16 protein-coding genes are annotated in these 20,551 nt (G+C 39.7%); 14 read left to right on the top strand and 2 right to left on the bottom strand.

Annotated elements, in window-relative coordinates; translation table 11 throughout:
• Positions 1-168 precede the first annotated feature (168 nt).
• From OW157_RS06965 to OW157_RS06920, 10 genes are all read left to right on the top strand, one after another.
• Positions 169-2,199 carry a urocanate hydratase gene (locus OW157_RS06965; protein WP_268752624.1) on the top strand — a complete coding sequence of 677 codons (2,031 nt, stop codon included), beginning with the start codon at positions 169-171 and terminating at the stop codon, positions 2,197-2,199.
• 180 nt (positions 2,200-2,379) lie between these two features.
• A complete protein-coding gene (locus OW157_RS06960; protein ID WP_268752623.1) occupies positions 2,380-3,771 on the top strand; it encodes a glutamate mutase L in 1,392 nt (463 codons plus the stop codon).
• Positions 3,772-3,785: 14 nt separating this feature from the next.
• Positions 3,786-6,803 (top strand): ATP-binding protein, encoded by a 3,018-nt coding sequence (locus OW157_RS06955; RefSeq protein WP_268752622.1) that lies wholly within the window; start codon positions 3,786-3,788, stop codon positions 6,801-6,803.
• A gap of 390 nt (positions 6,804-7,193) precedes the next feature.
• Positions 7,194-8,093, top strand: coding sequence for a glutamate formimidoyltransferase (gene ftcD, locus OW157_RS06950; protein WP_268752621.1), 900 nt, complete (start codon positions 7,194-7,196; stop codon positions 8,091-8,093).
• A 10-nt stretch (positions 8,094-8,103) separates the two neighbouring features.
• Positions 8,104-8,733, top strand: coding sequence for a cyclodeaminase/cyclohydrolase family protein (locus tag OW157_RS06945; RefSeq protein ID WP_268752620.1), 630 nt, complete (start codon positions 8,104-8,106; stop codon positions 8,731-8,733).
• 17 nt (positions 8,734-8,750) lie between these two features.
• Positions 8,751-10,424, top strand: a complete 1,674-nt coding sequence (locus tag OW157_RS06940; protein WP_268752619.1) for a formate--tetrahydrofolate ligase — start codon at positions 8,751-8,753, stop codon at positions 10,422-10,424.
• 207 nt (positions 10,425-10,631) lie between these two features.
• Complete coding sequence (locus OW157_RS06935; RefSeq protein ID WP_268752618.1) at positions 10,632-11,963, top strand: APC family permease; 1,332 nt, start codon at positions 10,632-10,634, stop codon at positions 11,961-11,963.
• Positions 11,964-11,992: 29 nt separating this feature from the next.
• On the top strand, positions 11,993-13,531 hold the full coding sequence (hutH, locus tag OW157_RS06930; RefSeq protein ID WP_268752617.1) for a histidine ammonia-lyase: 1,539 nt from the start codon (positions 11,993-11,995) through the stop codon (positions 13,529-13,531).
• 31 nt (positions 13,532-13,562) lie between these two features.
• Positions 13,563-14,114, top strand: a complete 552-nt coding sequence (locus OW157_RS06925) for a folate family ECF transporter S component (RefSeq protein ID WP_268752616.1) — start codon at positions 13,563-13,565, stop codon at positions 14,112-14,114.
• A 146-nt stretch (positions 14,115-14,260) separates the two neighbouring features.
• Entirely contained in the window at positions 14,261-15,064 is an 804-nt protein-coding gene (locus tag OW157_RS06920; RefSeq protein ID WP_268752615.1) for a formate/nitrite transporter family protein, read from the top strand.
• Between the two features lie 74 nt (positions 15,065-15,138).
• Here the strand turns inward: OW157_RS06920 and ald are convergent, their stop codons facing one another.
• The gene (gene ald, locus OW157_RS06915) at positions 15,139-16,248 is read right to left on the bottom strand and encodes an alanine dehydrogenase (protein ID WP_268752614.1); all 1,110 of its coding nucleotides are present in this window, start codon (positions 16,246-16,248) and stop codon (positions 15,139-15,141) included.
• Between the two features lie 234 nt (positions 16,249-16,482).
• Between ald and OW157_RS06910 the strand changes: the two genes are divergently transcribed.
• From OW157_RS06910 to OW157_RS06900, 3 genes are all read left to right on the top strand, one after another.
• Positions 16,483-16,770 carry a GNAT family N-acetyltransferase gene (locus OW157_RS06910; protein WP_268752613.1) on the top strand — a complete coding sequence of 96 codons (288 nt, stop codon included), beginning with the start codon at positions 16,483-16,485 and terminating at the stop codon, positions 16,768-16,770.
• An 11-nt stretch (positions 16,771-16,781) separates the two neighbouring features.
• Positions 16,782-17,870 (top strand): M42 family metallopeptidase, encoded by a 1,089-nt coding sequence (locus OW157_RS06905; RefSeq protein ID WP_268752612.1) that lies wholly within the window; start codon positions 16,782-16,784, stop codon positions 17,868-17,870.
• Positions 17,871-17,966: 96 nt separating this feature from the next.
• On the top strand, positions 17,967-18,392 hold the full coding sequence (locus OW157_RS06900) for a universal stress protein (RefSeq protein WP_268752611.1): 426 nt from the start codon (positions 17,967-17,969) through the stop codon (positions 18,390-18,392).
• A 206-nt stretch (positions 18,393-18,598) separates the two neighbouring features.
• Here OW157_RS06900 and OW157_RS06895 read toward each other — a convergent pair whose 3' ends face one another.
• Positions 18,599-19,417 carry a ZIP family metal transporter gene (locus OW157_RS06895; RefSeq protein ID WP_268752610.1) on the bottom strand — a complete coding sequence of 273 codons (819 nt, stop codon included), beginning with the start codon at positions 19,415-19,417 and terminating at the stop codon, positions 18,599-18,601.
• Positions 19,418-19,681: 264 nt separating this feature from the next.
• Here OW157_RS06895 and OW157_RS06890 point away from each other — a divergent pair, with 264 nt between their 5' ends.
• Positions 19,682-20,545 (top strand): VOC family protein, encoded by an 864-nt coding sequence (locus OW157_RS06890; protein WP_268752609.1) that lies wholly within the window; start codon positions 19,682-19,684, stop codon positions 20,543-20,545.
• The last annotated feature ends 6 nt before the right edge of the window (positions 20,546-20,551 follow it).

Here is a 20,551-nt window from a genome sequence, read left to right as displayed (position 1 = left end):
TCTTCTGCTATAATATCTACAAAACGTCAAAATAATGTCTAAATCTAAAGAAAGCGGTTTTTTGTCGCTTTTTTTATTAAAAGGGTAGCTTATAGACATTTTCTAGACTGCCTACGCCTATACTATACTTAAAATTAAGTAAAAAAGAAAATATTTAGGAGGATTACTATGGTGAAATTTACAGATATTGATGTTTCGGAAGCAATGACAATTAAATTGGATGATGAACTTCCTGAAATGCCTAAATTCCAAGAAGGGATTCGTCGGGCTCCTAACCGTGGTTTCCGTTTATCCAAAGAACAAACGGAATTAGCTTTAAAAAATGCTTTACGTTACATTCCTAATAAATATCATGAACAATTAATCCCTGAATTTTTAGAAGAATTGCGTACACGTGGTCGAATCTATGGTTACCGTTTCCGTCCAGAAGGTCGCCTATACGGTAAACCAATTGATGAATATAAAGGTAACTGTGTCCAAGGGAAAGCGATGCAAGTACAAATTGATAATAACTTGGACTTCGACGTTGCCCTTTACCCCTACGAGTTAGTTACTTATGGTGAAACAGGTCAAGTATGTGCCAACTGGATGCAGTATCGCTTGATTATGAAATACTTGGAACAAATTACTGATGAGCAAACATTGGTTGTTGAGTCTGGTCATCCATTAGGTTTATTTAAATCTAAAAAAGATGCGCCTCGTGTTATCGTAACAAACGGTCTACTAGTTGGTGAATATGACAACTTAGAGGACTGGGAAATCGCCGCTGAGATGGGTGTTTCCAACTATGGTCAAATGACTGCGGGTGGTTGGATGTACATCGGACCACAAGGGATTGTTCACGGTACCTTCAATACCTTATTAAATGCTGGACGTTTGAAATTGGGTATTCCTGAAGAAGGTAACCTAGCTGGTAAACTTTTCATTTCGTCTGGTCTAGGTGGTATGTCAGGTGCTCAAGGTAAGGCAGCTGATATTGCCGGTGCAGTTTCCATTATTGCTGAAGTAGATATTTCTCGTATCAACACACGGCTAGAACAAGGCTGGATCCAAAAATTAGCTGAAACACCAGAAGAAGCCTTTGAATTAGCTGCTGCTAGCAAAGAAAAAGAAGAAGCCATGTCTATTGCCTTCCACGGAAATATTGTTGATTTATTAGAATACGCCGTTGAAAAGGATATCCATATTGACCTCTTATCTGACCAAACTTCTTGTCATAATGTTTATAACGGGGGTTACTGTCCAGTGACATTGACCTTTGATGAACGGACAGATATGTTGGACAAAGATCCAAACCAATTTAAAGAATTAGTTGACGAAACATTAGGTCGTCACTATGCTGCTATCAAAGAATTAACTAGTCGTGGCACTTATTTCTTCGACTATGGTAACTCATTCATGAAAGCTATCTATGACTCTGGTGTCAAAGAAATTTCTAAGAATGGTAAAGACGATAAAGACGGCTTCATTTGGCCATCCTATGTTGAAGATATCATGGGACCTATGTTGTTTGACTATGGTTACGGTCCATTCCGTTGGGTATGCTTGAGTGGTGATCACGAAGACCTTATTGCCACTGACCATGCGGCTATGGAAGTGATTAATCCAGACCGCCGTTACCAAGACCGTGACAATTACATCTGGATTCGTGACGCTGAAAAGAACCAATTAGTTGTTGGTACTGAAGCGCGTATCTTATATCAAGATGCTAAAGGCCGGGTAGATATTGCCTTGAAATTCAACGAATTGGTTCGTGAAGGAAAAATTGGTCCAGTCATGTTAGGTCGTGACCACCATGACGTTTCTGGTACTGACTCTCCATTCCGTGAAACATCAAATATCAAAGATGGCTCCAATGTTACTGCTGACATGGCTGTACAATGTTATGCAGGTAATGCCGCTCGTGGTATGAGTTTGATTGCTCTACATAATGGTGGTGGTGTTGGTATTGGTAAATCAATCAACGGTGGATTTGGTTTAGTTCTTGACGGTAGTGAGCTCACTGATGAGATTATCAAATCAGCCATTGCTTGGGATACAATGGGAGGGGTAGCTCGTCGTAACTGGGCACGTAATGACCATGCGATTGAAACTTCTATTGAATACAATAAGAACCGGGCTGGCAGTGACCATATCACGATCCCATACATTCCAGAAGAAGACTTAGTAACAGAAGCCGTTGCCAAATTATTTGATTAATTGTAACGACAACATATATTTGACCTTCAAAATGCTTACCCCCATAGCTTGGTGATCAGACTGAGTTATGGGGGCTTTCTTATGATTTATCTCGTCAAGCAATCATTAAGCGGTTTCAAAACATAGAAAAAAAGTTTATAATAAAATTAATACTGGCTATGGTGAAGGGCAGGGACTATTATGTGTGACTATATTTTGGTGGTTGACTTTGGGTCAACTTTTTCTAAATTTACCTTGATCAATAAAACACAAGCGAAATTAAGTGCAGTTTATAGTTATCCCACCACCCAATCGTCTACGATTATGGATGGTTATCAAATTGGTAGAGACCATATTTTGGCTCAAGTAGGTTTTGATGAACAAAGAGACCGTTTAGAAAACTACTTTTGTTCATCTGCTTGGGGTGGTTTTAAAATGGTAATTATTGGTTTTACTAGCGATTTAACCCAAAAAGCTGCCCAAGCAGCAGCTTTGGGTTCAGGAACGCGAATCGTGGGTTCATATTTCTATCATTTGATCGTTGATGATATGGCTGATATTCAAGCGTTAGCACCGGATGCGGTGTTACTAACGGGGGGTACGGATGGTGGTAACCAACAATTTGTATTAGAGGTCGGTCAATTGCTGGCTGATCAACTTGATACTATTGATGTGATTTATGCGGGCAATAAAAATGCTCAGTCCGCTATCCAAGATATTTTTGCTTCGTCCTCCTGTCACTTATATTTGGCAGATAATGTGATGCCAGCTGTCAATGAAATTGCAGTAGACTCAGTTCGCCAATTGGCACGGTCTATTTTTATGGAAAAAATTTTGAAATCTAATGGTCTCGACCAAGTCGCCCAACTGTCCAATCGACCTATTATTCCTACCCCAACGGCAGTGTTACAGGCAACAGAATTATGGGGTAAAAACCACCAAAAGCACGCTGATGATGGCGCCCTAGTAATCGATATTGGTGGGGCAACCACAGATGTTCATAGTTTTGGTAAGGGAACCCCATCGCAATTGGAAGTTTTTTATGAAGGGATGCTAGAACCGGAACTAAAACGAACTGTAGAAGGTGATATTGGTATGCGGGAATCAGCCGGTTCTTTGGTCGACCAATTGGGTTGGGATAAGTTACTTTTAGATTTACCTGAATTTAATGGTATGCCTGACCTTGAGAGAGCGATCAAGGATCGCCTGGAGAATTCTACTTATATTCCTAAAGATAGTCGTCAAGATAAATTAGATCGCAATCTAGCTGCTTTTGCTATGGATACAGCTGTTAAACGACATGTAGGACGGATTCGTAAGCTGGCTAGTCATACCTATCATCAAACTGGTAAAGATATGCGCGCTTTTGAGTCGGTTATCGCTACCGGAGGGGTTTTAGTTCATAGTCCCTATCGTGACCAACTGTTAGATCATTGTTTTAACCAAGAAGAATGTCAAGATCTTCGTCCATATGGGCCTAATATTTGGATAGACAATGATTATATTCTATCAGCACTCGGAGTGATTGCGCCCATCTATCCTGAACTCGCCCAAAAATTGATGAATCAACACTTAGTGATGAGTAGACCATAGAGAGGAACGTGACCATGGGTAAGACGTTGAAGGCTTATTTACTGGGGAACCCTATCTTGTATTTGGACGATAGTATGGTGAGTTTTCCTTTTGCTAAAATAAATGCCCTGATTTACTATTTATTAATCAATAAGACAGCTAGTCGGGATGAGCTGGCCGCTTTGTTGTGGCCAGATAAATCAGAATCTGCTGCCAAGAAAAATTTACGTAACTCTATCTACCAAGCCAACAAGCATTTGGGTGGAGAATACATTATTTCTTTGGCCAAACAGATATTAGCTTTTTCAGAGGAACTAACTATACAATGCGACGTTGCTGCCCTACTCGCTGAGGATGATTTTGATCCTACTTGTTATCGGGATGAATTCTTGCATAATTTTTATGTTAAAGGGTGCGAGGAATACGATTTATGGATTAATAGTGTACGTATCTACTATCAAAGTAAGTTTAGTGAAAAACTGTCGGCCAAGGTGCAAAACGATATTCAAAATCATCGTTTTGGCCAAGTGGAACGGCATATCCATCAGTTGACCCAAATCGATGAATTTGATGAGAGTCATTACCGTTTGCTGATGAGCTATTATCATTTGAGAGGTATGCCAAGTAAAGCGATTGAGACCTATGTTTATCTCACTGATTTATTGAATAGTGAGCTGGGTATCGGCCCTTCTGAGGAAACAATCGCCCTTTATAAAGAAACTATTAAATCAGTTCAGAAACATCAGGATAAACCGAGTCATCGTCTCCCAGTAGCTTATTTCAGCCGACCTTTGCAAATGGCTAAGTATGAGCAAGTCATTACAGACTTTATAGCTGACCCTCATAGTCAAGTTATGCTGATCACTGGAGAAACTGGGAATGGGAAAACGGAATTTGTTGACCGTATGCAACAGATCAATGATCATCATCTAGAGCGGGTCACCTTGCTGGCCCAGTCAGTTTATGCCAAGAGTCCAGGTTATATGTGGGACAAATTCCTACAGGGACTTAAGGATGTAGCAGAGACAAAACAATCAGAAAAATTTCAAGCCCTGCGTTATAGCCAACTACAAGTTGGTAAGGAGAAAATCTTGCCCTATGACCAATTAGTTGATTTAGAGAGAGAATTAGAGGCTATATTGACGTCTAGTCCCTTACTGGTCACTATTGATCAGTTTGAACAAGTAGACCTTGCGTCCCTACGCCTATTTAACCAATTGATTTTGGAAGGGGGATTATCCATTCTCTTTGTTTGTATTGGGAATGGTCAGTGGTTAACTGAAGTGGAACGTATCTTAGACCATCTACAGGCTACGGGTTTGAGTCAGACAATCCAAATTCCTCCTCTCACTGCAGACGAATGTAATCATTTTATTGACCAATTAAGCCAGGGATTAACTCCTTTGAGTGATAATGATAAAGAAAAAATTTATGCTTTTTCTGGGGGTAATTTGCTCTTTATCCATGAATTAGTTCGCCTTCACCATGAGGGTAAGTCTTACGAGTTACTGAATGATGAGATGAAAGTTTCTATTGATAAGCAGTGTAGTTTTTTGAGTATACAAGCTATGGAGATTCTCGAAACGCTATCCTTTTTCCCGAATGCTGTACCGGTACCTTTACTTACCTCACTAATTAACTTACCAATGATGCAAATGAAGCGAGAACTTCAAGAACTTTTCCGGCGTAATTTGATTGCGGAAAGCTGCTTAGATCAAGATACGGTTATGATTAGAATCAAGGCGGAACGGATTAAGTTTTACCTCTATAGTCGCCAAAGCCAGACCATTAAACGGCTGATGCATGGGAAAATTGCTGATACCCTAATTGATAACCAAGGTACTTATTTGTTTAATTCAAAAATTTTAAATCAAATTGCCTACCACTGTCGGAAAGCTGATCGGACCTTAGAAGCCTTGGAATATGAATTAGCTTACCTGCAGCGTGACTTGAAGTTCAAACATGAACTGTTTCCAGTTTATAACCAGGAGCAAATTGCCAAAGTCGACCCATCTCCAGCTCGACAAGATGAAGCGGAAGAAAAAATGATGGCTATCCAGCAGGAATTAAAAGTCATGGAAGATAGCTATAGTACAGATTCAGCTTATTTAAAACTCCAGCTCCGCTTCTTGTATATTGAAGGCCGGTTTTTTATCCGCATCGGTCATTATGAGAAGGGAATTGAAAATATCCTATCTGTAATTGTCAAAGCCAAGGATATTGGAGAAACTGACTATTTGTTGCGGGCCTACTTACAAATGATTTATTATTGTATTCAAATTGATAATGCAGAAGATATGGCTCATTATATTGACTTTGCCTTCGAGTTAGCCGTTCAACAAAATGATCATGAATCGATTGGTATCCTCTTGCGTCTGCGCGGCCTACAAGCCATAATGGTGGGGAATATTAATTTGGCTGAGAAGTATTTGCGTGATTCCATTAATATGCTCACTGTTAATCCTATGTTGGAAAACAAATACGGCATCAACTTGGCGGCAGCTTATGATTATTTGTCTGAAATTGCTTTGATTGAGGAAGATTATGACGAATCAATTGCGCGTCAAGAAGTTGCTTTAGCTTATATTTATGGTAAAGACTCACAGCCTTCTGAAGTTGTTTTGTTGATTGATATGGGAATTGCTCACTTTGCGAAAGGGGATTATACCAAGGCCTTTAGCTATCACCAACACGCCCTTGAAATCGCAGACCATGCTACTTTTGTGTGGCGTCGGCCACAGTTACTCGCTTTTATGGCAGTGACCAAGGCCTTATTAAATGATTTTGAATCAGCTTACCAATATTTAGAAGCCTGTCAAGACTTCCTTATTGACCAAAAAGAGAAGAGTCGGCGTGATGTCGGTATTTTAAATTGGGCCAAAGCTATTCTATCCTCTCTAAAATGGCCAGTATCTTTTGCAGCCAAACTAGAGTCACGAGTCCTAGATCTAGATCGTATTAATAACTATAAAGAAAGAGCCACAGCCAATCTTTCCCTGAATCGTGATGTTTTTGAGCGTCGTTACCTCGACAAAACATTAGGGAATAATTAGAATAATTATATTTTGATTAGAATTAATTCGGATTAAATGAGCAAAATATAAAAAAATCGTCTAAAGACAGAAAAATAAGGGATAAAACTCCCCATTTCTTCTAATAGATGGTAACATATATTATATAAGGCATACTTCCTGAAGCTTAATCCTATAGGTAATTTGAATTATTACAAGAAGTTATTGTCAAATTATCGTCAAAAAATTAGGGGTTGCCGGCTTCAAGGCAAAAGATGCGAAAAAGATGAGAATTTCCCTTCTCATCTTTTATTTTTTATAAGTTATATTCGCCAAATTGACAAGGAAATTATTAATTGATAATCTATAACTGTGAAAACGTTATCAAGTTTATTAGCTGGGCTTGATATAGAATGATTAGGAGTGATAAGAATGGCTAAAATTATTGAGTGTATTCCCAACTTTTCTGAAGGTAGAAATGAAGAAGTAATCAATGGTTTAGTTGAAGTTGCTAAGAGTGTGGCAGGTGTAACCCTATTAGACTATTCACCAGATGAGAGTCATAACCGGACAGTAGTAACCCTAGTTGGTGATGATAAAGGGATTCAAGAAGTGGCTTTCCAATTAGTCAAATACGCCAGCGAAAATATTGATATGACTAAACATGAAGGTGGTCACCCGCGGATGGGAGCAACGGACGTAGTGCCATTTGTACCAATCAAAGATGCTACTATGGAAGAATGTATTGAAATTTCTAAGGCAGTGGCTAAACGGATCAATGATGAATTAGATATTCCAATTTTCTTGTATGAAGAATCTGCTTCTGCACCGCAGCGTGTAAACTTGGCTAAAGTAAGAAAAGGCCAATTTGAAGGAATGCCAGAAAAACTTAAAGAAGAAGAATGGGCTCCTGACTATGGTGAACGTAAGATCCACCCAACAGCTGGAATCACTGCTGTCGGTGCACGTATGCCTTTAGTGGCCTTTAATGTTAACTTAGACACTGATGATGTGACAATTGCGAAGAAAATCGCTAAAGCTGTTCGTGGATCAAGCGGTGGATATAAATACTGCAAGGGAATTGGCTTGATGTTAGATGACCGTAATATTGCTCAAGTGTCCATGAACATGGTTAACTTCGAAAAATTACCACTATATCGGACCTTTGAAACGATTCGTTTCGAAGCTGCTCGTTATGGGGTTAATATTATTGGTTCTGAAGTGATTGGTTTAACACCTGCTAAAGCCTTAGTTGATACTGCTGAATACTACTTACAAATTGAAGACTTCGACTACAGCAAACAAGTTATTGAAAACCACATTATTGGCTAGGAGGTAAAGGATGAAATTAGTTGATTTGACCCTTACAGATTTTGTCCAAACATTAGGTTCAGATGCTCCAGCACCTGGTGGCGGTTCAGCTTCAGCACTTGCTTCAGCACAAGGAATTGCCTTAACAGAAATGGTGATGAACCTTTCAATTGGCAAGAAAAAATATGCAGAGTATGAAGAGGAACTCAAAGAAATTCATGCTAAAGCAGCTGATCTAAAAGAAAAATTATTGGAGGCTATCGATAAGGACACGGAAGCCTTTAATGATGTTTCAGCAGTCTTTTCTATGCCTAAAACTACTGATGAAGAAAAAGCTGCCCGTAAAGAAGCCATGTCTAAAGCTTTGCAAGGAGCAGCAAAAACGCCATTAGCGACTATGGAATTAACTGTAGCTGCCTTAGAAGCCACTAAGAGAGCTATTGGTAAATCGAATACCAATGCTGCTTCTGACCTAGGTGTGGCAGCGTTAAACTTAAATTCAGGATTACAAGGATCTTACCTTAATGTTCTAATCAACCTTCCAGGGATCAAGGATGAAACATTTGTTAAAGACACCCGACAAGAAGCAGAAGCTTACTTGGAAAAAGGTAAAGCCTTGGCGGAAGAAATTTATAATGAAATTGAATCAGGATTAAAATAATCGTTAGGAGGAGCATTATGTCAGAAATACTTTCAGATATTGAAATTGCTAGTCAAGTTGAACCTAAACCTATTAAAGACGTTGCTCAAAGCTTAGGCATTGCAGAAGAAGACCTCTCACTATATGGGAACTACAAAGCTAAAATCGAAGTTGATCCATCAAGCTTCGATGATGCAGAAGGCAAGTTGATTTTAGTGACAGCTATAACGCCAACTGCTGCCGGTGAAGGGAAAACAACAACTTCTGTTGGTTTAGCGGATGCCTTGACTCACATTGGTAAAAAAGCGGCCGTAGCCGTTCGAGAACCTTCTTTAGGGCCAGTCTTCGGGGTTAAGGGTGGCGCCACTGGTGGTGGACATGCTCAAGTTATTCCAATGGAAGACATTAATCTACATTTTACTGGTGATTTCCATGCTATTGGAGCAGCCAACAACTTGTTAGCAGCTTTGATTGATAACCATATCCACCAAGGCAATGCCTTAAATATTGATCCACGTAATATTACTTGGAAACGTGTGGTTGACATGAATGACCGTCAATTACGGGAAATCGTTAATGGCCTAGGTAAACGGGCTAATGGTTTCACCCGTCAAGATGGTTATGATATTGTTGTTGCCTCTGAAGTAATGGCTGCTTTGTGTTTGGCTAATGACATTGCTGACCTCAAAGAAAAAATTGGTCGTATCATCATTGGTTATAACTATGAGGGTCAACCAGTCACTGCTCATGACCTTAAAGCTGAAGGGGCAATGACTGCCTTATTAAAGGATGCGATTAAACCAAACCTTGTGCAAACATTAGAACATACACCAGCCTTTATCCATGGTGGTCCATTTGCTAACATTGCACACGGCTGTAACTCAATTTTAGCCACTAAATTAGCTCTTAAATATGGTGACTACGCAGTCACTGAAGGGGGATTCGGTGCTGACTTAGGAGCAGAGAAATTCATCGACATTAAATGTCGCCAAGCAGGTATCAAACCCTCAGCTGTGGTGTTAGTAGCGACCGTTCGAGCACTTAAATTACATGGTGGTGTAGATAAGAAAGAACTAAGCACTGAGAATGTCCAAGCTGTTAAAGATGGCTTACCTAACTTATTACGTCATATTGATAACATTCAAAATGTTTATGGCTTACCATTGGTTGTGGCAATCAACAAATTCCCAACGGATACCCAAGCCGAATTAGATGCTGTAGAAGAAGCGGTCAAAGAATATGATGTTGAAGTGGTCTTGTCTGATGTATGGGCTAAGGGTGGCGCAGGTGGTGCTGACCTCGCTGAAAAAGTGGTTGAATTAGCTGAAAAACCGAACAACTTTAGCTTTGTTTATGATGATGACGATTCTATTGAAGACAAACTAAATAAAATTGTTCAAAAAGTTTATCGGGGTAATAAGGCTGTTCTCACTAAAGCTGCTAAGAAACAATTGAAGAAATTTGAAGATATGGGTCTTAGCCACTTACCAATTTGTATGGCAAAAACACAATACTCATTCTCTGATGATGCGAGTCTATTGAGTGCACCAACAGATTTCGATGTGACGATTCGTGAACTAAAAGTTTCAGCAGGGGCCGGATTCATTGTTGCCCTTACAGGAAATGTAATGACCATGCCAGGTCTTCCGAAAGTTCCTGCTGCTGAAAAGATTGATATTGATGCTGATGGAAATATTACCGGTTTATTCTAAGAATACTGATTATATTTGGTGAATAAAAGCGTAAGTTACTAATGGCCAGCACAATATAAGCTCTTTTTAGATAAATATCGGGATCTAAATGCTTATATTTGTGTGGCCATTTTGCTTAATGTTGCTTGTTAATGCTAAGTAAGCGCTATTGCGAACCGTTCACTAGATGGCGATTACTTGGGGAGAGAGTTCCGGGAGGAAAGTCTTATGGAAACTGTAAAAAAAGAAGATGTTCATGTAAAAGAAAGTGATAAATTCTCCTTAAGTGGAGCAACTCTGTATGGGATTAATGCTGTTATTGGATCTGGTATTTTCTTACTACCTAGGACGATTTACCAAGATTTAGGGCCAGCTTCATTAGTAGCTATGGCAATTACAGCTATTTTAGTTTTATTATTAGCCATCTGTTTTGCTGAAGTAGCAGGTTACTTCGATAAGAATGGTGGGGCCTATCAATATACCAAGGAAGCTTTTGGGGATTACTTTGCCTTTGTTGTTGGGGTCTTAGGTTGGTTTGTAATGATTCTAGCTTGGGCAGCTATGGCCGTTGGGTTCTCTTCTCTATTAGTGACAGCCATACCTGCATTAGATGGCTGGAATAAGGTTATTTCTAGTTTATTGATTGTTGGTTTTTCTGTGATGAACTTGTTCGGGATCAAAACATCAAAAATATTTACCGTAACAGTCACAATTGCCAAATTGATTCCAATTATTGCCTTTGCTAGTTTGTCCATCTTCTTCTTGAAAGGTGGCTTTGACAATGGCAGCTTTACACCGTTCGTTCAGTTAAATCCTGAATTGACCTTATCAGGTGCTATGGCTTCAACTGCTCTAACAGTGTTCTATGCCTTCATCGGTTTCGAAACCCTACCAAATGTTGCGGGTGAAATGCAAAATGCAAAACAAAATGTGCCTAAAGCGATTATTTCAGCTAACTCTATTGTAGCCGTTATCTATATCCTAATCATCGCTGGTACGATTGCCATGTTGGGTAGGGGCATTCTTGAATCAGATGCACCAGTACATGATGCTTTCCGTATGATGGTAGGTCCGATTGGTTTCTGGACCATCTCAATTGGGGCAGTAGTGTCTGTCTTTGGTTTAAATATGGGTGAATCAATCATGGTGCCGCGTTTCGGTGCTGCTATTGCCCAAGATGGTCTTTTACCTAAGAAATTAGGGGAATTAAATAAAAATGGTGCCCCTGTGGTAGCCATCATCTTTACAGGAATCTTAACGATACTCTTGATTATGTCTGGATCTTTTGAATCCTTGGCTGAGTTATCTGTAGTGTTCCGTTTCTTCCAATATATTCCAACAGCCATCGCAGTGCTAATCTTACGTAAGAAAGTGGCTAAGGGTGGCTCTGGTTTAGAAAAACCAAGCTTTAAAGTACCTGGAGGAGCAGTAATTCCAATTATTGCCGTAATCGTAAGTATTTGGATGGTACTCGCTGCCAACCCAATGAACTTGGTCTTTGCAGCCATTGGTTTTGTAGTTGCTAGTGTGCTCTATTTTGTAATGAAAAAAATGGCTTAATGCCTTAATATAATAAAGGAGTGTTTGTAATGTCAGAAAAAATTATTTTAGATGGTAATCATTTAACCTTAGATGAAGTGATTGCAGTGGCGCGTTATGATGCCCAATGTGAAATCGCTCCTGAAGCAAGCGAAGCGGTAAAAAAATCTCGTCAAATCGTTGAAGACATTCAACAAAGTGGTGAGCCAGCTTACGGAATCAACACTGGTTTTGGTTCTCTACAAAAAGTGTCTGTCAGTGATGAAGAAACCGTTCAATTGCAAGAAAACTTAATCCGTACCCACTCATCTGGATTCGGTGAACCCTTCCCACGTGATGTGGTGCGTGCAATTATGTTGATTCGGGTAAACTCCCTCTTAAAAGGATTTTCTGGTATTCGTTTAAGTACGGTCGAAGCCCTATTGGCTATGTTAAATAGCAAGGTTCACCCACATATCCCTGAAAAAGGATCGTTAGGTGCTTCTGGTGACTTGGCTCCTTTATCTCATATGGTATTACCTTTACTTGGTCTAGGTCGCGCTTACTATGAAGGCGAATTGATGTCTGGTCAAGAAGCTTTAAACAAAGCGGGCTTAGAAGCGATTAAACTAGCTTCTAAAGAAGGACTAGCCCTTATCAACGGGACAACAGTTCTAACTGCTGTAGGCGCCTTGGCTACCTATGATGCTATTGCTTTAGCTAAGTTATCTGATGTGGCGGGGGCCTTATCCATTGAAGCACACGGTGGATTAACAGATGCTTTTGTACCAGAAATCCATGAAATTCGTGCCCAACCTGGTCAAATTGCGACTGCTAAAAACATGCGTACTTTGTTAGAAGATAGCAAGAATACGACTAAGTCTGAACCAGGACATGTTCAAGATGCCTATACATTAAGATGTATTCCACAAATTCACGGTGCTAGCAAAGATGGTGTGGAATATGTTCGCCGGAAAGTTGAAATTGAAATCAACTCTGTCACTGACAACCCAATCATTCTACCTGATGGTCGCGTTATTTCTGGTGGTAACTTCCACGGTGAACCAATGGCTCAACCATTTGATTTCTTAGGTATTGCTGCTGCTGAAATTGGTAATGTTTCTGAACGTCGTGTGGAACGTTTGGTTAATAACCAATTATCTGGTCTGCCATCATTCTTGGTTAAGAACCCTGGTTTAAACTCTGGTTTCATGATTACTCAATATGCTTGTGCCGCTTTAGCTTCTGAAAATAAAGTCTTGGCTCACCCAGCTAGTGTGGATTCTATCCCATCATGTGAAAACCAAGAAGACTTTGTTTCAATGGGTACTATTGCTGCCCGTCATGCCTTGGATATTGTGAAGAATTCGCAACGGATTGTAGCGACTGAAATTATGGCTGCTTGCCAAGCCATTGATCTTAAAGAAGTTGAGCCGAGTCTAGGTAAGGGAGCTCGTCTGGTGTACGATATGGTTCGCCAACAAGCAGACTTTATCGAGAACGATAAAGATATTGAAATTTACGATGAAATTAACAAGGTATCTAAACTTGTTGAAGATGGTTCTTTAATTGCTGAAATCGACAAGGTATTTACTCTTGAATTAGTTTAGTCGCCACCATAATGGAAAAGGAGTACTGTTTATGCAATCGCGTCGTTCCCTAATAGGGAAGAAAAGTTTATCTACACAAAATATTACCCTCATGGCCTTAGTTATTGCCTTCCGACTAGCTTTAGGAATGTTGCCTGCCATTTCCATTCCTCCCTTTGTACAAATCGGATTCGGATTTATTGGCTCAGCCTTGATGGGGGCCTTACTTGGCCCAGCTTTAGCCGCTGGAATCGGTGGTATCGTAGATGTACTTGACTTCTTTATTGGAGGTGGTTCTTGGGGCTATTTCTTCCCAGGTTATACCCTATCAGCTATTGTGGCAGGGTATTTCTATGGCAAAGGCTTCTATCGCCAAGACGTGACTTGGAAACGAACTTTTATGACAGTCTTGCTTAATACTCTAGTTGTTAATTTATTGTTAGGATCCTTATGGGTTTATCTCATGACTGACAAAGGGTTATTTGCCATCTTACCGATTCGGTTGGTGAAGAATTTAATTTCGCTACCCTTAAACACTTTTATTATTTACAAGCTACTCAATCATCCAACGATTAAACGCTTGTTGCGAGAGTGGCGCATTTAAGGAAGTCGTAAAGATAAAATGACAAACTAGATAAAGTTTTTCAATGATGTATTGTTGGTCTATGAAACGCTGAATATTCGTATAAAGCTAGGAGGCTGGGAGCTTTGCTCCAGCCTCTTTTGCTTCATTTATTGAGGAGGAGAAGAATGAGTCATCCTTTAATTACAAGTATCAATCAAGCAGTGAGTCAGAAAATTGCTTATGTAGAAAAGAACCCAGGAAAATATCTGATTCGGGCAGCTTTTGCTGGTCTGTATTTAACCTTAGCAGGAGTAGTTAGCCTATATGTGTCAGCTAATTTTATGGAGGAAGCTGCTCATTGGGGGAAATTATTAAATGGTTTCATCTTTGGAATTGGTTTAGTAATTATTGTCTTTATGGGAGCAGAATTAGCAACATCTAATATGATGTATCTCACTTCGGCAGCTTTGCAGAAACGAATCAAGTGGTCTCAAGGGTTTAAACTATTGATCTGGTGTAGTTTGGGGAATCTTTTGGGTTGTTTGCTAACTGCCTATCTACTGTCTTTGGCTAGTCCTTTTCAAGGCCTTAGTGATGATGCTTACCTGTTTACGGCTGTATCAGGTAAAATCAGTAAACCAATTTTGACACTTTTTGTGGACGGAATCTTAGCCAATATCTTAGTGAATATTGCAATTATGGGACAAATGCAGTTAAAAAATGAGATGGCACGGATGGCCTTTATGGTTTGTTCTTTATTTGTTTTTGTTTATTTTGGCTTTGAACATGTGGTAGCCAATTTCGGTTCATTTTCTCTAGCCTATTTTTTAGGCAGTGGGCAAAGTTCTATGATTAATTTAGGTAATATTCTCTTAGCTTGGTTGATTGTTTATTTAGGCAATTTTATCGGAGGTGGTCTTATTATGGGGGCCACAAATACTTGGTTCTATACCAGTAAGGAGGACCAAATGATTGATCGGGTGCCTTAAATGTTAGTAAATGTAAAAAAAGCATGGATGACTTAAATGTCATCCATGCTTTTTGCTATTTAGACCACTAGGCTTTAGATTAAATCTTCTAAGGCAGTGAATTCTTTGTCTTGGGCTTGAGCCACAGCTTCAATAGTTAACTTACCTTGGTAAGTTTGGAAACCGCTGGCTACTGTATAGTCATCTTTAGCTGCTTGTTCAGCCCCTTTATTAGCGATATCAACCGCATAGTTTAGGGAAACATTAGTTAGGCCTAGAGTTGATGTTTGTGGGACGGCACCAGGCATGTTTGGAACAGCGTAGTGAACCACACCATGTTTAGTAAAGGTTGGATCATCTAGAGAACCGATACGGTCAGTGGTTGCGAAGATACCACCTTGGTCGATTGCGATATCCACAATAACAGCACCAGTTTGCATGCTCTTAACCATATCTTCTGTCACTAATGTTGGCGCTTTTGATCCTGGGATTAGAACAGAACCAATAACTAGGTCAGCGTCTTTTACCGCTTGGGCAATGTTGAATGGGTTGGACATTAGGGTTTCTACTTGACCAGCAAAGAGGTCATCCAATTCGTTAAGACGTTGTGGGTTTAGTTCTAAGATGCTAACTTGAGCACCCAAACCAAGGGCCATTTTAGCTGCATTAGTACCAGCCATTCCACCACCGATGATAACAACCTTGCTTGAAGGGACACCAGGGATAGCTCCAAGTAGGACCCCTTTTCCGCCTTCTTGTTTTTCAAGGAATTGAGCACCAATTTGGACAGCCATACGTCCGGCAACCTGGCTCATTGGGTTAAGCAATGGTAGATCACCGTTTAATTCCATAGTTTCGTAACCAATTGCAGTGACACCAGCTTCAAGTAGAGCATCTGTTAATTTGTTTTCTGCTGCTAAGTGGAGGTAAGTGAAGAGAATTAATCCTTCATGGAAGTATTTATATTCTGATTCCAAAGGTTCTTTAACTTTCATTACCATGTCTTGTTGCCAAGCTTCTTCAGCTGTAGCGACAATTGTAGCACCTTGTTCTTCATAGTCGCTATCTGGGAAGGTTGAGCCAATACCTGCTTCGGTTTCAACAAAAACGTCGTGACCAGCGTCAACTAGGACGTGAACACCAGCTGGGGTTAAAGATACCCGATTTTCATTGTTTTTAATTTCCTTAGGAATACCAATTTTCATAGTAAAAGTCCTCCTTATTTCAAACACTCATATCTAACATATTTACTATAACAAAAATAGAATATAGTCACTAATGATAGCCCTTAAATCTGTCGATCTTTCAAAAAATGAGTATAGACTATGCAATTATTAACTATTTTTAATGATAGGTCTGGCTTCGGTCAGCATTTATTTTGAAAAGACTAGGTTCTTTGGCGTATGATAGGGCTAACATCAATTAAGGAGGATGATTTTATGACAGCAGATTTTACAAAGCAAGGTAATGCCTATGTCTTATTAAATGATGATGAAGAAATGATTGCTGAAATTACTTATCAAGATAAGGGGGACTATGTAGTGGCTGACCACACCTTTGTCGATCCTTCGCTTCGTGGACAAGGAATGGCAGAGAAATTATTAGACCATCTAGTGGCAGAAATGGCTAAAGAAGATAAGAAAATTAAAGCCTTGTGTCCTTATGTTGTCGATAAGTTTGCTAAGGAACCTGAAAAATACGATGCGATAAACTATGATAAAAATTAAGGAGGCAGACCATGTCTTACCTAAATTTAATTGCTGACTTATCTAATGCTTATGGAATTTCCGGATTTGAAGATGAAGTTCTAGATGTAGTAGCGGCTAATAAGGGGGATTTTACCCTACAAGTTGATCATATGAAGAATGGCTATCTAAATTTAGGGGCTAAGGACCATAATAAACCCACTGTCATGCTAGATTCCCATTTGGATGAAGTGGGTTTTATGGTGGCCTATATCGCCTCTAATGGTCAAATTGGTATGCAAGCGATTGGTGGTTGGGTGGCAAGTTCAGTGCAATCGCAAAAATTTGCAATTAAAAATCGCTGGGGAAAATATATTTCAGCTGTCTCTTCAAGTAAACCACCACATTTTATGACCGCTACAGAAAAGGAAAAGTCCCTACGCTTAACTGATTTACGTTTAGATGTAGGAGCTAGCTCCGCCCAAGAAGCCCGTGAACTCTTTGGGATTGAAGTGGGGCAGCCGGTGACGCCAGCCGTGACTTTTGACTATTTAGAAGAAAAACAAATCATGCTTGGTAAGGCATTTGACAATCGCTTAGGTGTAGCAGCTGTTCTGGCAGTTTTCCAAGAGTTAGGTGACCAAGTGGCTGACTTACCCTTTAATTTAGTGGGTTCTTTTGCGAGCCAAGAAGAAGTAGGCTTGCGTGGGGCTAAAATTACAAGCCGGCTTATTGATCCACAAATGGCCATTGTTTTTGAAGCAACACCATCGGATGATTTTGCTAAGGAGCCATCTCTAGTACAAGGAAGTATGGGTAAAGGACCACAGTTACGCTACCGTGATTCTACCTATATTGCAAGTGACTATTTGAACCAACGCTTTGTTGACTTGGCTAGCCAAGAATCGATTGCCATTCAAAAAGCAGTCCGGGCAGGAGGAGGAACCAATGCTGGAGCAATTTCTCTCAATAATAAGGGCGTAGAAATTTTGACTTTAGGTGTTCCAGCTCGTTATGCCCACACGCATCATTTACTAGCTTCTTACCAAGACTTTTCAGATATGGTTACTCTTACTGTCGCCTTCCTGAAATCCTTAAAGGCAAGTGACTTTGCTCGTTATCAATTACAAGAGAAAAAATAATTGTCAGTAAATTGATGATATCGTTTCCAATTTGTGTTATAATATATATGTAAAGAAAATTATTATATGATTGCTGCCAGATAGGAGTGGTTGATTATGACAACACTAAGTAAGATTCTAGTCCCTATTGATGGTTCTGAGGCTGCGTACACTGCCTTCCAAGAAGCAATTCGGATTGCTAAATTAAATGATGCAAGTTTGATTATTTATAATGCTGTCGATGATTTCATTCGTTATGGTAATGTAGAGTACTCTACTCACTTATTTGAATATTCTCGTAATGTTGCGGATGAAAACATGCAAAAATACCAAGCAGAAGCCGACCAAGCTGGTGTTGATGCTCAATCCAAGATTGAAAAGGGAGATCCAAGACGGGGGATCTTAGAAGAAGCACAAGCCAGTGATGTGGATTTGATTGTTATTGGTTCCACTGGTAAAAGCAATATTGAACGAGTAATGATGGGTTCTGTCTCTGAATATGTGGTCCGTCATGCCAAATGTAATGTATTGATAACTCATTAAGTTAAATAGAAAAACTAATAAATCAGGAGTCCTAGCTATAGCTAGGACTCCTGATTTTATGTATAAGAAGAGGATGAGACAATAGTTAGAACAGACTGCCTTTTCTAAAACTCTTTGATGACTTTTGCCATCTTTCGTGTTTTAGTTCAAGGCTTCTATTCTTATTAATTTTTGTCACAATATCTCATATGTTTTATTGAAATACATTAACCTAAAGCTACATCCAAAGTCATCATCAGGGCGAACCCAAATAGTAGCGCTAGGGTTGCTAAGTCAGAATTGCCATTGTTTTGAGATTCAGGAATTAATTCTTCAATACAAACGAAGATCATTGCTCCAGCAGCAAAGGCGAGGGCGTAAGGCAAGATGATAGTCACTTGCGATACCAACCAAGCACCAAGGAAGGCGCCAATTATTTCTACCAAAGCGGAGGCTTGACCTAAGTTGAAGGCACGCCCTTTACTAGCGCCTTGGGCACGTATCGGCATAGATAGGGCAGAACCCTCTGGGAAGTTTTGTAGGGCAATTCCTAATGACAAGACGATGGCCGAAGCTAAAGTTGCTGATTCTAGCCCCATAGCAGCTGCCCCAAAAGCGACACCCACTGATAAACCTTCAGGAAAGTTATGAATGGTTACGGCTAAAAACAAGAGGGTAGTTGACGATAAATTGGTGTCAACCCCTTCAGCGTTAGTCCGATCGTCCCCAATATGTAAGTGGGGGATGATAGCATCAATAACTCTTAGGAAAATACCTCCTACCAAGAATCCTACCACTGCTGGAATAAATGACCAGTGACCGTACCCGGCTGCTTCAGCATGTTCAATAGCTGGGGCTAACAGGGACCAAAAACTGGCAGCAATCATTACCCCAGCCGCAAAACCATTCATTGCATCTAATAATTTTTGATTGACCTCGTTAAACAGGAAAACCAAGCTGGCACCCAAAGCAGTAAAGGCCCAACAAAATATCCCAGCAAATGTGGCTTGGACGATGGGATTAAGGTCAATAAACCAATCTAACATTTTGTTTCCTCCTTTAATAAACACAAGACTGTTTCAATAGCTTATTATAGTATAGCGAAAAATAGAAGTAAACCATACCTAAAAATGCTATTGTAAAAGCTGCCATAAAAAAATTAGCTTTTATAAACAAAATTTCTGGCTATAAGCAGCAAACATGTTATACTAGGTCCGACTTATTAAAAGTAAGCTCGTTTTTCTTACTAGTAATATGCTAGGTAAGAAGAGTTTACTAGCTAAAATAAGCTAAAAGGAGATGAAAAAACAATGGAGAAAAAATTTCACCACACATTAAAAATGGATAATGTCACTTTAAGAGTGAAAAATTTACAGAAGATGAGTCTTTTTTATCAAGAAATAATTGGTTTAACCTTATTATGGGAAAAGGATAATCAAGTTGCTCTTGGAGTGACAGAAAACAATCAGCCTTTGTTGATTTTAGATCAAACGGAGGAGTATCATCTGTTGACAGGACCACGTAATGGTTTATATCATATTGCCTTCTTATTACCAAGTCGGGCTGATTTAGGAGATGTCTTATTGCGTTGGTTACAGGATGAAATCAATATTCCTGGGGCATCTGATCATGGCTATTCCGAAGCCTTATACATCCAAGACCCCGAAGACAATGGTGTGGAAATCTATGCTGATAAAAATAGCCAAGAATGGAACCGTGATGACCATGATCGTGTCATCGGAGTGACTGACCCGATGGATGCACAAGGAGTCTTTGATGCCCGTCATACTGATAGGCAAGCCAAATTTCCTGCGGGAACGATTGTTGGCCACTTGCATATGGCCCATCATGATTCTCAAGCCTATGCCCAATTCTTAAAGGAAGACTTAGGCATGGCCTTACAAACAGCTATGGCAGGGGGATATTGGATGTCTTATGATCGCTACCACCATCATATCGCCGTCAATAATTGGAATGCTAACCATATGCCTAATTATAGTAATAAGGCTACTGGTTTAGCAGCCTATAGCTTACGTTATTTTGACCAAAAAATTTATGAGCAAGTGGTTGAATCGTTAGATGCTAGTGGACGAATCACTGAGCGCCAAGAAGATGCTATTGTTGCCAAAGACCCTAATGGGGTAGAGGTTAAGCTTTTACTTGAAAAAAAGTAAGTTTTC

The organism is Aerococcus kribbianus (assembly GCF_026805545.1).
GTDB classification, from domain to species: domain Bacteria; phylum Bacillota; class Bacilli; order Lactobacillales; family Aerococcaceae; genus Aerococcus; species Aerococcus kribbianus.
The sequence above is the reverse complement of the archived record's forward strand: the minus strand, read 5'-3'. Positions and strand labels throughout refer to the sequence as shown.